Below are 13720 nucleotides of genomic sequence, written 5' to 3' on the forward strand. Positions count from 1 at the left end.
GACTACCGCGCTGCTCGATCGCCTCACCCACCACTGCCACATCCTAGAGACCGGAAACGACAGCTTCCGCTTCAGGGCAAGTGCCGCAGCCGGAAAGCCGAAAAGGAGCCGCACCGTGAGTTGACCAGACCCACCCAATGATAAACATCAACCCCTGAACCTGGGTCACTTCTCAACGAAAACGCCGGGTCAACTCTCAGCGGAAATCAACACCGGGCTTCTAACATCCAATATTAAGATTGACGCCGTGTCTTCGGTCCGCCGAGATCGCCTTGCGGTTGCGTCCTGCGACGGACCGCACGTCCGGTCCGGGCCGCCGTCGCAGACGGCCGGCGCGATCTTTCAGGCCTGGCCCGGTCGGGGCTTGTCGCCCGATTCGAAGCGGGAGTACGGTCCCTTCGCCCAGCCGCGCGATGACGTCGGCGGGCTCAGGGAGTGGAAGCATTGGATTTTTCCCCGTCCTCGACGCAGGAGCGCTGGCTCAAGCGCGTGCGCGACTTCATGGCCGCCGAGGTCTACCCGGCGCTCGACGCCGTGAAGGCCGAGACGGCGCAGACCGTGCCCGACCGCTGGGCGCCCTCCGAGGCGATCGAGGGCCTGAAGGCGAAGGCGCGCGCGGCCGGCCTATGGAACCTGTTCCTGCCGCCCTCGCCCGAGCACGACACCGAGGAATTCCGGGGTGCCGGGCTGACCAACCTCGACTACGCGCGCTGCGCCGAGGAGATGGGCCGGATCGCGTGGGCCTCGGAGGTGTTCAACTGCTCGGCGCCCGACACCGGCAACATGGAGGTGCTGCACCGCTACGGCAGCGCGATGCACAAGGAGCGCTGGCTCAAGCCCCTGATGGCCGGAGAGATCCGCTCCGCCTTCCTGATGACCGAGCCGGAGGTCGCCTCCTCGGACGCGACCAACATCGCGACCTCGATCCGCCGCGACGGCGACCACTACGTCGTCAACGGCCGCAAGTGGTGGTCCACCGGCGTCGGCGACCGGCGCTGCAAGGTCGCGATCGTCATGGGCAAGACCGACCCCGACGCGCCGCGCCACCAACAGCAATCCCAGATCTTCGTGCCCCTCGACGCGCCCGGCGTCGAGATCAAGCGGATGCTCTCGGTGTTCGGCTACGACGAGGCCCCACACGGCCACGCCGAGGTGATCCTGCGCGACGTGCGCGTGCCGGCCGAGAACCTGATCCTCGGCGAGGGCCGCGGCTTCGAGATCGCCCAGGGCCGCCTCGGGCCGGGGCGCATCCACCACTGCATGCGCACCATCGGCGCGGCCGAGGCCGCCCTGGAGGCGATGGTGCGCCGCCTGCTCTCGCGCACCGCCTTCGGTAAGCGGCTGGCCGACCAGTCGGTCTGGGAGCAGCGGGTGGCGGAAGCCCGCATCGACATCGAGATGACGCGGCTGCTCTGCCTGAAGGCCGCCGACATGATGGACAAGGTCGGCGCCAAGGCGGCCAAGCTCGAGATCGCGATGATCAAGGTCGCCGCCCCGCGCATCGCGCTGAAGGTGCTCGACGACGCGATCCAGGCCCATGGCGGCGCCGGCGTCTCCGACGACTTCGACCTGGCGCGGACCTACGCCCACGTCCGCACCCTGCGGCTGGCCGACGGACCGGACGAGGTGCACAACCGCTCGATCGCGCGCCTGGAATTCGCCCGGCACAGCAACGCGGGCCCCGCCGCGTGAGCGAGACCGGGGACGCCGCCTTCGCCGGCACCAAGCCGGTCGACCCGCGCCACCGGATCGACGAGGCCGCGCTGTCGGCCTGGATGGCCGGGCACGTGGCGGGCTTTCGCGGCCCGCTCGCGCTGCGCCAGTTCAAGGGCGGCCAATCGAACCCGACCTATCGGCTGGAGACGCCGGGCGGGGCCTACGTGCTGCGACGCAAGCCGTTCGGCCCGCTGTTGCCCTCGGCGCACGCGGTCGAGCGCGAATACCGCCTGATCCGGGCGCTGCACGGCACCGGCTTCCCGGTGCCCCGCGCCGACGCGCTGTGCGAGGATGCCGGCGTCATCGGCGCGGCCTTCTACGTGATGGAGGCGGTCGAGGGCGCGGTGCACTGGAACGCGGCCCTGCCCGACCTCGGGCCGGCGGAACGGCGCGGCGTCTACGAGGGGATGATCGCGACACTGGCGCGCCTGCACCAGACCGACCACACCGCGATCGGGCTCGGCGATTACGGGCGGCCGGGCAACTACTTCGCCCGCCAGGTCGATCGCTGGACCAGGCAGTACCGCGCCGCCGAGGGCGACCGGCTCGAGGCGGCCGAGCGGCTGATCGCGTGGCTGCCGCGGACCGTGCCGGAGCAGGACCGCGTCTCAATCGTCCACGGCGACTACCGCCTCGACAACATGATCTTTTCGGGCGGCCGCGTGGCCGCGGTGCTCGATTGGGAACTCTCGACGCTGGGCGATCCGCTCGCCGACTTCAGCTACCTGCTGATGCACTGGGTGCTGCCGGCGGACGGGCGCAGCGCGCTCGGCGGCCTCGACCTCGGGAGCCTCGGCATCCCGGCGCAGGCGGAGGCGGTGGCGCTCTACTGCCGCGAGACCGGGCGCGACGGCCTGCCCGACCTGAACTGGTACTTCGCCTACAACCTGTTCCGCCTGGTCGGCATCCTGCAGGGCATCGCCGGGCGGATGAAGGCCGGCACCGCCGCGAGCGACCACGCCGCCGACATGGCGGCCCGCGTCCCCAAGCTCGCCGACGCGGCCTGGTCCTTCGCCGTGAAGGCCGGGGCCTGACCGCGATGGCTCGGATCGTCGTCGTTACCGGCGCTGCGGGCGGCATCGGCCGCGCCCTCTGCGCGCGGTTCGCGGCGGACGGCGCGACGGTCGTCGCCGCCGACATCGATGCGGCCGGCGCTGCCGAGACCGCGGCCGAGGTCGGCGGCACGCCCGCGACCTGCGACGTGGGCGAGGCCGAGAGCGTCGCCGACCTCGTCGCGCACACGATCCGCAACCACGGCCGGGTGGATGTCTACGCCTCGAATGCCGGCATCCTGCTCCGCGATCCCGATCCCGAGAACGCGGCCTCCGCAGCGGAAGCCGACTGGGCCAGCGCCTGGGCCGTCAACGTCATGGGCCACGTCCACGCGGCGCGGGCGCTGCTGCCGGATTGGATCGCCCGGCGCTCCGGGAGCTTCCTCGCCACGGTTTCCGCGGCGGGGCTCCTCAGCCAGATCGGCAGCGCCACCTATTCCACCACCAAGCACGCTGCGCTCGGCTTCTGCGAGCACCTGGCGATCACCCATCGCGATCACGGCATCCGCGTCGCCGCGCTGTGTCCGCAGGGCGTCGACACGGCGATGGTGCGCGGCGCCTCCCCGCGCGAGCCGGCTCTGCGCGACGGCCTGCTCAGCCCTGACGCCGTAGCCGAGGCGGCGTTCACGGGGCTCGCGGAGGGCCGATTCCTGATCCTGCCGCACGGCCAAGTCGCCGCGTACGTGCGCCGCAAGGCCGACGACCACGACCGCTGGATCGGCGGCATGGCCAAGCTCAGACGCGCGAGAGGATGATCCGATGTCGCTGTTCGATCTCACCGGCAAGGTCGCCGTCATCACCGGCTCGTCCCGGGGAATCGGCCGCGCCATCGCCCTGCGCATGGCCGAGCAGGGGGCGCGGGTGGTGGTGTCGTCGCGCAAGCGCGAGGCCTGCGACGCGGTCGTGGCCGAGATCGAGGCGGCGCACGGCGCGGGCCGCGCGATGGCGGTGCCGGCCAGCATCTCGGTGAAGGACGACCTCGTCCGCCTGATCTTCGAAACCCGCGAAAAATTCGGGGAAGTGGACGTGCTGGTCTGCAATGCCGCCAGCAACCCGTATTACGGCCCGCTCGCCGAGATCAAGGACGAGCAATTCCAGAAGATCCTGTCGAACAACGTCGTCTCGAACCACTGGCTGATCCAGCTCGTGGCGCCGTCGATGATCGCCCGGCGGGACGGCGCGATCGTCATCGTCTCCTCGATCGGCGGCCTCAAGGGCTCGCCGGTGATCGGCGCCTACAACGTCTCGAAGGCCGCCGACATGCAGCTCGCCCGCAACTACGCGGTCGAGTACGGCCCGCACAACGTCCGCGTGAATTGCATCTGCCCCGGCTTGGTACGCACCGACTTCGCCCGCGCCCTCTGGGAGGACCCGAAGGTTCTGGAAGCCGCGACCTCGGGCGCCCCGTTGCGCCGCATCGGCGAGCCGGACGAGATCGCGGGCGCCGCGATCTTCCTCGCCTCCGCCGCGGGGCGGTTCACGACCGGTCAGGCGATCGTGGTGGATGGCGGCGTGACGATCGCCAGCGGGGCGATCGGGTAAGAGAGACGATCGCTCGAAGCCCTGTGCGGCCCCCTCTCCCGTTCGGGAGAGGGTTGGGGTGTGGGGTCAGGTCGATCCGGACAGGGCACGCCCCTCACCCTGTCCCTCTCCCGAACGGGAGAGGGGACCAGCGGCACCTTCGGCAACCCGAGAAGTCGCAGCCGCGCGAAGGTTGGAGGGTGGCGCTTTCAGCCTGCGTTCCGCGCCGCCTTGTCGTACCCGGCGAAGCTCCCGCCTTCCGCGACGAGCTTTTCCAACAGGGCCGAGGGTGTGAATTCCGGCCCGTGCTCGGCTTCGAAAGCCTTCATCCGAGCCAGGATCGTGTCGAGGCCGATGGCGTCGGCCCAGTGCATCGGGCCGCCGGTGTAGACCGGCCAGCCGTAGCCGTTGATCCACACCGTATCGATGTCGGAGGCCCGCAGCGCCTTGCCCTCTTCGAGGATCTTGGCGCCCTCGTTGACCATCGGATAGAGGCAGCGCTCCAGGATCTCCTGGTCCGTCACGGTGCGGCGGGCGATGCCCTTGCGCTCGGACACCTGACGGATCACCGCATCGACTTCGGACGAGGGCGTGGACTGCCGGTTCTCGTCGTAATCGTAGAAGCCGCGCCCGGTCTTCTGTCCGCGGCGGTCCTGCTCGCACAGGATGTCGCGCACGCTCTCGCCCTTCGAGGTCTCGGCCGACCAGCCGATGTCGAGGCCGGCGAGGTCGCTCATCGCGAACGGCCCCATCGGCAGACCGACGCCCTCGACCACGCGGTCCACGTCCTGCGGCAGGGCGCCTTCGAGGATCAGCTTGTTGGCCTCGCGTTGGCGCTGCTCCAGCATGCGGTTGCCGACGAAGCCGTGGCAGACGCCGACCAGCACCGCGACCTTGCCGATCCGCCGCCCCAGGGCCATCGCGGTGGCGATCACGTCTGGTGCGGTCTTCGCGCCGCGAACCACTTCGAGGAGCCGCATGATGTTGGCCGGCGAGAAGAAGTGCATGCCGATCACGTCCTGCGGGCGCTTCGTCATGCCGGCGATCACGTCGATGTCGAGGTAGGAGGTGTTGGAGGCGAGGATCGCGCCCGGCTTAGCGATGGCGTCGAGCTTCTCGAAGATCGTGCGCTTGAGGTCCATGTCCTCGAACGCCGCCTCGATGATCAGGTCGCACGCGGCGAGGTCGGCGAAGTCGAGGCTGTCGGTGAGCAGCCCCATCCGGGTCTCGACGTCGGCGGCGGTGATGCGGCCCTTCTTGGCCGAGCCGTCGTAGTTCCTGCGGATCGTCTTCAGCCCGCGCTCCAGCGCCTCGGGCTTGGCCTCGACGATCGTCACCGGGATGCCGGCGTTGAGGAAGTTCATGCTGATGCCGCCACCCATCGTGCCGGCGCCGATGATGCCGACGCGGGCGACCGCGCGGGTCGGCGTGTCCTTGCCCAGGCCCGGGATCTTGGCGGCCTCGCGCTCGGCGAAGAAGACGTGGCGCTGGGCGATCGACTGGGCGCCGTGCATCAGCCGCTCGAAGGTCTCGCGCTCGAAGGCCATGCCTTCCGCGAACGGTCTATTGCAGGCCGCCTCGACGCAGCGGATGCAACCCTCCGGCGCCTCGAAGCCGCGGAACTTCTTCGCATTCGCCTTGCGGAAGGCCTCGAAAAGGCCGGGGTTGTCGCGACCCTCGGCGATCCGGTCGTCGCGGTCGCGGATGCGCGGCGAGGCCTGCCCCTCGGCCAGGACGCGCTCGGCGAAGGCGACCGCGTCGGCCACCAGCGTGTCCGCGCCGGTCAACGCATCGACGAGCCCCATCGCCTGCGCGGCCTTGGCGCCGACGGGCTGGCCCGAGGTGATGATTTCCAGAGCCTTCTGCGGGCCGACCACCCGCGGCAGGCGCTGCGTGCCGCCGGCGCCCGGCACGAGGCCGAGCTTGACCTCCGGCAGGCCGAGCTTGGCCGAGGGCGTCGCGACCCGGTGGTGGCAGGCGAGCGCAAGCTCGAGGCCGCCGCCGAGCGCCTGCCCGTGGATCGCGGCGACCACCGGCTTGAACGAGGTCTCGATGATGTCGAGCAGCTCACCCAGGCCCATGCCGCGAGGCGGCTTGCCGAACTCCGTGATGTCGGCGCCGCCCGAGAACAGCTTGCCCGAACCGGTGAGCACGATCGCGCCGACCGCCTCGTCCGCGCCCGCTTCCGCGATCCGGTCGCGCAGGCTCTCGCGGACGGCCGAGCCAAGCGCGTTCACCGGCGGCGAGGCCAGAGTGATCACGGCGATGCGGCCGTCGCGGCGGAGGGTGGTCGGGGTGTCGGTCATGCTGGCTTCCTCATCGTCGCCGCGCCCGGTTCGCTCCGGGCGTCGGCCGTTTTCGAGATCGGGGTCCGGCCCTGTCGGCGAGGCTCAGCCAGCGACGACGCCGCGTGCCCGCAGGTCCGCGATATGCTCCGAATCGAGGCCGAGTTCCGTGAGCAGCGCGTCGGTGTGCTCGCCGAGGCTCGGCGGCGGCCGGCGCACCGGCGGCCGGTCGCCGTCGAGGCGATAGGGCGGCGCGAGGACGGGCGAGCGGCCCGCGTGCAGCATGCCGGCCTGCGCCGTGCGCTCGGAGCGGAAAGCCTCTTGCAGGCCCGCGACCTCGCCGCAGGGGATGCCCGCGGCGCGAAGCGCCTCGATCAGCGCCGCCCGCGGGATGCGGGTGAGCTCGCGGTCGATCTCGGGGGCGAGCCGTGCGCGATGGCGCGAGCGGCCGAGGTTGGTCGCGAAGTCCGGGTCGGCGGCGAGGTCTTCGCGGCCGATCACCGTGCAGAAGCGGCGATACTGGCCGTTGTTGCCGACCGTGATCACGAGGGGACCGTCCGCCGCCTCGAACACGCCGTAGGGCACGATCGCCGGGTGGGCGTTGCCGACCCGCTCGGGATCGCGGCCGAGGGCGAGGGCCGCGAGGCCGACATAGGAGGTGAGGCTGAGGCCGGAATCGTAGAGCGCCATCTCGACGTGGCGGCCGCGCCCGGTGCGGTGGCGTTGCAGCAGCGCGGCGAGCACCGCCTGCGCCGCGTACTGGCCGGTGAACAGGTCCACCGCCGCCACGCCGAACTTCAGCGGCGGCTCCTCGGGCCGGCCGTTCAACGCCATCAGCCCGGACTCGCCCTGCACCACGAGGTCGTAGCCCGGCCGGTCCGCCTCCGGCCCGTCGCCGACGTAGCCGGCCACCGAGCAGTAGACCAAGCCCGGGTTCTCGGCCGAGAGGCGCGCGTAGCCGAGGCCGAGCTTGTCGGCGCCGCCGCGCTTGAAGTTCTGGATCAGCACGTCGCAGCCGGCGGCGATCCTGCGCGCCAGGTCCGCGCCCTCTTCGGTCGCGAGGTCGAGGCCGAGCGAGCGCTTGTTGCGGTTCACGCTGTCGAAATAGGTGGTGTTGCCCGGGCTGGTGGCGACGCCCCAGTCGCGGGTGTCGTCGCCGCGCTCGGGATGCTCGACCTTGATCACGTCGGCGCCGAGGTCGGCGAGCACCTGTCCACACCACGGGCCGGCCAGCACGCGCGACAGGTCGAGGACGCGGATGCCCGACAGCGGCAGGTCCTGTTCCGTCGTCGGCTCCATCGGTTCCTCCAGATCCTGAATTCGGCGCGTCTGCAGCGCCGCCCGGCGTCGCGCCCGGCCTTCCGGTTTCGAAAAACCGGTATGTTCGGTTGACAGCGACCGCCATCGGCATAAATCGAATTTCGCAATCATGGAACAGCGGCCCGCCCGAGGTCGCGTCTGGGAGGTTGGCGTGTCGCATCCGGCGATCCGAGAGGCCGAATCGCCAGCGGAGGCTCGGGCGGAGGCTCGGGCGCGGCACTTCCCCGAAGCCTGCGACTGGGACGGCGCGATCGAGGTCGGAACGATTCCGGACCTGCTCGCGGCCGGCGTCGCCGGGGCGAAGGGGCCGGCTTTCGATTTTCGCGGACGCGCGATCGGCTTTCCCGAATTCGCCGACCACGTCGAGGCGATCGCCGCCGGCCTGATCCGGCTCGGGTTGGCGCCCGACGCCACGATCGGCCTGCACCTGCCGAACACCCCGTTCCACCCTGTGGCGTTCTTCGCCGCAGCCCGCGCCGGGCTGCGGGTGGCGCACCTGTCCGGCCTCGATGCGCCGCGGGAACTTGCGCACAAGCTCGGCACCACCCGCGCCCGCGTCCTCGTGACCACCAACCTGCCCGGCTTCCTGCCGGTGGCGCTGACGCTGCTCGACGAGGGCGCCGTGGACACCGTCCTCGTCGGCGACGACGCGGAATGGGGCGCCTCCACCGTGCTGGAGCCCCTGCCGATCCCGGACCGCTCCGGCGTCGTACCGCTGGCCGCGTTGCGCAGCGCGCCGCGCCCGGCCGCCTGGCCGCAGCGCAAGCCCTCCGACGTGATGCTGCTGCAATTCACCGGCGGCACCACCGGCCTGCCGAAGGCGGCGATGCTGACCCACGGCAACCTGACGGCCGCCGTCTCGATGTACCGGCTCTGGACAGACGACGGCGACGAGGGCGAGGCCTCGGCCCGCGCCGTCTGCGTTCTGCCGCTGTTCCACATCTACGCGCTGACGACGGTGCTCCTGCGCGGCATCCGCGGCGGCACGCAGATCCTGCTGCGCCAGCGCTTCGACCCGGAGGAGATCGTCGCCGACATCGAAGTCCGCCGCGCCACGGCGCTGCCGGGGGTGCCGACGATGTGGTTCGCGCTGCTGAATCGCCCCGGCATCGAGGCGGTGGACTTCTCGTCGCTCCGCTCGTGCATGAGCGGCGGCGCGCCCCTGCCCTTCGACGTGATGGGCCGCCTGAGCCGGCTGATGGGCGTCAACCTCGGGGTCGGCTGGGGCATGACCGAGACCTCGCCTGCCGGCACCCGCCTGCCGCGCGCGGCCGAGCGCCGGCCCGGCGTGATCGGCATCCCGTTGAAGGGCATCGCCATGCGGGTCGTCTCCCTCGACGACCCTTCGGTGGAGGTGCCGACCGGGGAGACCGGCGAGATCGCGATCCGCGGGCCCAACGTCTTCGCCGGCTACTTCGAGCAGCCGGACGCCACGGCCGAAGCGTTCCGCGACGGCTGGTTCCTCACCGGCGACATCGGGCGAGTGGACGAGAACGGCCTGTTCGACCTCGTCGACCGGCGCAAGAACATGATCATTTCGGGCGGCTACAACGTCTACCCGGTGCAGATCGAGAGCGCGATCTACGAGCATCCGGCGGTCGCCGAGACCATCGTCATCGGCATCCCTTGCAACTATCGCGGCCAGGCGGCCAAGGCCTTCGTCACCCTGAAGCCCGGCGCCGAGCGCTTCACCCTCGACGAGCTCAACGCCTTCCTCGCCAGCCGCATCGGCCGCCACGAGATCCCGCGGGCGCTCGAATTCCGGGACGCCCTCCCCCGTAGCCCGGCGGGCAAGCTGCTCGCCAGCGTGCTCGTCGCCGAAGAACAGGCCATGACGGCGCGCGACAACACCGGAGCCCGACCCGCATGATCGACGCCGTCATCGTCTCCACCGCCCGCACGCCGATCGGCAAGGCGTTCCGCGGCGCGCTGAACCTGACAGACGGCGCCGACCTCGGGGCGCACGCGATCCGCGCCGCGGTTGAGCGCGCCGGCGTCGAGCCGGCCGAGGTCGAGGAGGTCGTGCTCGGCTGCGGCTATCCTGAGAACGCGACCGGCGGCAACGTCGCGCGGCACGCGAGCCTCGTCGCCGGCATTCCGGTCGGGTCGGCCGGCGTGACGGTGTCGCGGTTCTGCGCCTCGGGCCTCGAGGCGATCGCCAGCGCCGCACGGCGCGTGATCCTCGACGGCGTGCCGGTGGCGGTGGCCGGCGGCCTCGAATCGATCAGCCTGGTGCAGCCGAAGGTGCAGAAGGAGCTGACCCGCAACGACTGGCTCTTCGCCCACCTGCCGGCGATCTACATGCCGATGATCGAGACCGCCGACATCGTCGCCGAGCGTTACGGCATTTCGCGCGAGGCCCAGGACGCGTTCGCGCTGGAAAGCCAGCGTCGCACCGCGGCGGCGCAGGAGCGCGGCCTGTTCGATGCCGAGATCGTGCCGATCTCCGCGATGATGTCGGTGACCGACAAGGCCACCGGCGAGACCCGCACCGTCGAGACGCGGCTCGCCAAGGACGAGGGCAACCGCCCCGACACGACGCTCGAAGGTCTGGCCAGGCTCAAGCCCGTGCGCGGCGAGACCGCGTTCATCACCGCCGGCAACGCCAGCCAGCTCTCGGACGGGGCCTCGGCCTGCGTGGTGATGTCGGGGGCGGAGGCCGTGAGGCGCGGGCTTGCCCCACTGGGCACCTTCCGCGGCTTCGCGTCGGCCGGCTGCGGCCCGGACGAGATGGGCATCGGCCCGGTCTTCGCGGTGCCGCGCCTGCTGGAGCGGCACGGGCTCAAGGTCGCCGACATCGACCTGTGGGAGCTGAACGAGGCCTTCGCGAGCCAGTCGCTGTACTGCCGCGACACGCTCGGGATCGACCCGGAGCGGGTCAACGTCAACGGCGGCGCCATCAGCGTCGGGCACCCCTTCGGCATGAGCGGCGCCCGCCTCGTCGGCCATGCCCTGCTCGAGGGCCGCCGCCGCGGGGCGCGCTACGCCGTCGTCACCATGTGCGTGGCCGGCGGCATGGGCTGCGCCGGCCTGTTCGAGATCGGGAACTGAGCCATGGACCTGCGCTTCACCGCCGAGGAGATCGCGTTTCGCGACGAGGTCCGCAGCTTCTGCCGCGAGAAGATCCCGGCCGAGATCCGCCGCAAGGTCTCGGAAGGCCGGGGCCTCGGCAAGGACGACGTCGTCACGGCCCAGCGCATCCTCAACGCCCGCGGCTGGGCCGTGCCGCATTGGCCGAAGGAATGGGGCGGCCAGGATTGGACGCCGATCCAGCGCTACATCTACACCGAGGAGCTGCTGCAGGCGGCGGTGCCGCTGCCGCAGCAGTTCAACTGCTACATGTTCGGCCCGGTGCTCGCGACCTTCGGCAACCAGGCGCAGAAGGAGTGCTTTCTGGCGCGCGCCGCGAACCTCGACGACTGGTGGTGCCAGGGCTTCTCCGAGCCCGGCGCCGGCTCCGACCTCGCCTCGCTCAAGACGAAGGCCGTGCGCGACGGCGACCACTACGTCGTCGACGGCCAGAAGACCTGGACGACGCTCGGCCAGCACGCCGACTGGATCTTCTGCCTCGTGCGCACCGACATGGAGGCGAAGAAGCAGCGCGGCATCTCCTTCCTGGTGATGGACATGACGACGCCCGGCATCACCGTGCGCCCAATCATCACCCTGGAGGGGCGCCACGAGGTCAACGAGGTGTTCTTCGATTCCGTGCGCGTGCCGGTCGAGAACCTGGTCGGCGAGGAGAACAAGGGCTGGGACTACGCCAAGTTCCTGCTCGCCAACGAGCGCACCGGCATCGCCCGGATCGGCCTGACCAAGGAGCGGATCCAGCGCATCAAGCGCTTGGCGCGGGAGATGCCGTCCGGCGCCGGCTCGATGTGGGACGACGGCGACTTCCGCGGACGCGTCGCCGAGGTCGAGATCGAGCTGAAGGCGTTGGAGATCACCCAGATGCGGGTCGCGGCCAAGCAGGGCCGCGCCGACTCGGTGCAACCCGACCCGGCCTCCTCGCTCCTCAAGATCCGCGGCTCGCAGCTCCAACAGGCCGCCACCGAACTGCTGGTGGAGCTGGCCGGCCCGTTCTCGCTCGCGGCGCCCGCCCGCGGCGGCGGCGGCAACAATCCGCCCGGCGGCTTCGACTGGGTGGATGCGGCCGCGCCGAGCTACTTCAACAACCGCAAGGTCTCGATCTACGGCGGCTCGAACGAGATCCAGCACAACGTCATCGCCAAGGGCATCTTGGGGCTTTGATTTCTGCTCCGTCCGGCGGGCGTGGCTCCGGACCACCCCCTCTCCCGGTGGGAGAGGGTTGGGGTGAGGGGCGTCACCTATCCGGAAAGGTCACGCCCCTCATCCTGTCCTTCTCCCCCTGGGAGAAGGGACCCGCGGCCGCATCGGTCGCGTCGAGCGTCTCGTAGAAAGCGGTTCGTTTCATGGATTTCGACTTCAGCGAAGAGCAGAACCTGTTGCGCGACAGCGTCGAGCGCTTCTGCGCCGACGGCTATCCCTCGCTGGAGGCGCGCCAGGCCCGGACCCGCGAGCCGATGGGGTTCTCCGAGGCGAACTGGGGCAAGCTCGCAGAGCTCGGCGTCTGCGGCCTGCCGTTCTCGGAAGAGGATGGTGGGTTCGGCGGCGGCGCGGTCGAGACGATGATCGTGATGGAGGCCATCGGCCGGAACCTCGCCGTCGAGCCGGTCTTCGCCAGCGGCGTCCTCGGCGCGACGGCGATTCGCCTCGGCGCCGATTCGGACCAGAAGGCGCGCTGGCTGCCCGGCCTGATCGAGGGCACCACGCGTCTCACGCTTGCCCACACGGAGCGGCAGTCCCGCTACGACCTTCACGATGTCGCGACGAAAGCCCGCCGCGAGGGCTCGCACTACGTGCTCGACGGCCAGAAGAGCGTGGTGCTGAACGCCGATTCCGCCGGCCTGATCGTGGTCAGCGCCCGCCTCTCGGGCGAGCGCCGCGACCGGCACGGCATCGGCCTGTTCGTGGTGCCGGCGGACGCGCCGGGCGTGACCATCGAAGCGTATCCGACCCAGGATGGCGGGCGGGCCGCGGAGGTCGCCTTCGCCAACGTCGCGGTCGGCGCGGACGCCGTCCTCGGCGATTCGGAGGACGGCCTGCCGCTCCTCGTGCGCGTGGCCGAGCACGGCATCGCGGCGCTGGCGGCAGAGGCGCTCGGCTCGATGTCGGCGCTGCACGCGCTCACCGTCGACTACCTCAAGCAGCGCAAGCAGTTCGGCGTGACAGTCGGCAGCTTCCAGGCGCTGCAGCACCGGGCGGTCGACATGCTGATCGCCCTGGAACAGGCGCGCTCGATGGCGATCTACGGGGCGATGATGGTGGATTCCGCCGACGCCGCCGAGCGCGCAGCCGCGCTCTCCGCGGTGAAGGTTCAGGTCAACAAGGCCTGCCGTTTCCTCGGCCAGGAGGCTGTGCAGCTCCACGGTGGCATCGGCATGACCATGGAGTACATCGGCGCGCACCACTTCAAGCGCTTGGCGATGATCGAGTACCAGCTCGGCGACACGCCCTACCACCTGCGCCGCGTCGCCGACGACGGCGGCCTGATCGCGGCCTAGATGTTTGGTCCCGGCATTTGGTGGAGCGGGTTTGACCTGAAGCGACTGGGCTCGGCGGACCATGCTTTGCAGATGGCCTCGTAGGGCGTGAGACCCCGCAGGGTCTTCAGGCGGCGGCCAAAATTGTAGGCGCTGACGAAGTCGGCCAGATGGGCGCGGAGCTTGTCGTGGCTGTCATAGTGGTAACGCTTGACCGTCGCGTCCTTGATCGTGCGGTTCATTCGCTCGACCTGACCGTTGG

General features: G+C 70.7%; 12 protein-coding genes. 9 read left to right on the top strand and 3 right to left on the bottom strand.

The annotated features are described in order from the left end of the window. The 5 genes from FV226_RS28375 to FV226_RS24045 form a co-directional block, all read left to right on the top strand. Window positions 1-124 (top strand): ATP-binding protein (locus FV226_RS28375; protein ID WP_246691584.1); only part of this gene is annotated, 124 nt, incomplete at its 5' end. A gap of 320 nt (window positions 125-444) precedes the next feature. Continuing rightward, the gene (locus tag FV226_RS24030) at window positions 445-1692 is read left to right on the top strand and encodes an acyl-CoA dehydrogenase family protein (protein ID WP_147764893.1); all 1248 of its coding nucleotides are present in this window, start codon (window positions 445-447) and stop codon (window positions 1690-1692) included. Next, window positions 1689-2750, top strand: coding sequence for a phosphotransferase family protein (locus FV226_RS24035; protein ID WP_246685601.1), 1062 nt, complete (start codon window positions 1689-1691; stop codon window positions 2748-2750). Before FV226_RS24030 ends, FV226_RS24035 begins: the two co-directional genes overlap by 4 nt. Window positions 2751-2755: 5 nt before the next feature. Next, entirely contained in the window at window positions 2756-3523 is a 768-nt protein-coding gene (locus FV226_RS24040) for an SDR family NAD(P)-dependent oxidoreductase (RefSeq protein WP_147764894.1), read from the top strand. A gap of 4 nt (window positions 3524-3527) precedes the next feature. Beyond that, window positions 3528-4310 (top strand): SDR family oxidoreductase, encoded by a 783-nt coding sequence (locus tag FV226_RS24045; RefSeq protein ID WP_147764895.1) that lies wholly within the window; start codon window positions 3528-3530, stop codon window positions 4308-4310. A gap of 188 nt (window positions 4311-4498) precedes the next feature. Here the strand turns inward: FV226_RS24045 and FV226_RS24055 are convergent, their stop codons facing one another. Further along, on the bottom strand, window positions 4499-6595 hold the full coding sequence (locus FV226_RS24055; RefSeq protein WP_147764897.1) for a 3-hydroxyacyl-CoA dehydrogenase NAD-binding domain-containing protein: 2097 nt from the start codon (window positions 6593-6595) through the stop codon (window positions 4499-4501). Window positions 6596-6679: 84 nt separating this feature from the next. Next, entirely contained in the window at window positions 6680-7873 is a 1194-nt protein-coding gene (locus FV226_RS24060; RefSeq protein ID WP_147764898.1) for a CaiB/BaiF CoA-transferase family protein, read from the bottom strand. Window positions 7874-8045: 172 nt separating this feature from the next. Here FV226_RS24060 and FV226_RS24065 point away from each other — a divergent pair, with 172 nt between their 5' ends. The 4 genes from FV226_RS24065 to FV226_RS24080 all read left to right on the top strand — a co-directional run bounded on the left by FV226_RS24065 (window position 8046) and on the right by FV226_RS24080 (window position 13479). Further along, complete coding sequence (locus FV226_RS24065) at window positions 8046-9764, top strand: AMP-binding protein (protein ID WP_246686102.1); 1719 nt, start codon at window positions 8046-8048, stop codon at window positions 9762-9764. Then, on the top strand, window positions 9761-10945 hold the full coding sequence (locus tag FV226_RS24070) for an acetyl-CoA C-acyltransferase (RefSeq protein ID WP_147764900.1): 1185 nt from the start codon (window positions 9761-9763) through the stop codon (window positions 10943-10945). The genes FV226_RS24065 and FV226_RS24070 overlap by 4 nt, the downstream gene beginning before the upstream one ends. Window positions 10946-10948: 3 nt before the next feature. Continuing rightward, complete coding sequence (locus FV226_RS24075) at window positions 10949-12145, top strand: acyl-CoA dehydrogenase family protein (RefSeq protein WP_147764901.1); 1197 nt, start codon at window positions 10949-10951, stop codon at window positions 12143-12145. Window positions 12146-12327: 182 nt separating this feature from the next. Continuing rightward, the gene (locus FV226_RS24080) at window positions 12328-13479 is read left to right on the top strand and encodes an acyl-CoA dehydrogenase (RefSeq protein WP_147764902.1); all 1152 of its coding nucleotides are present in this window, start codon (window positions 12328-12330) and stop codon (window positions 13477-13479) included. On the opposite strand, the gene FV226_RS24085 is transcribed toward FV226_RS24080, so the two are convergent. After that, window positions 13476-13720: integrase core domain-containing protein (locus FV226_RS24085; RefSeq protein WP_147764421.1), on the bottom strand; the 245-nt coding region annotated here is incomplete at its 5' end. The genes FV226_RS24080 and FV226_RS24085 overlap by 4 nt on opposite strands.

The sequence above is a fragment of the Methylobacterium sp. WL12 genome, from assembly GCF_008039475.1.
Taxonomy (GTDB): domain Bacteria; phylum Pseudomonadota; class Alphaproteobacteria; order Rhizobiales; family Beijerinckiaceae; genus Methylobacterium; species Methylobacterium cerastii.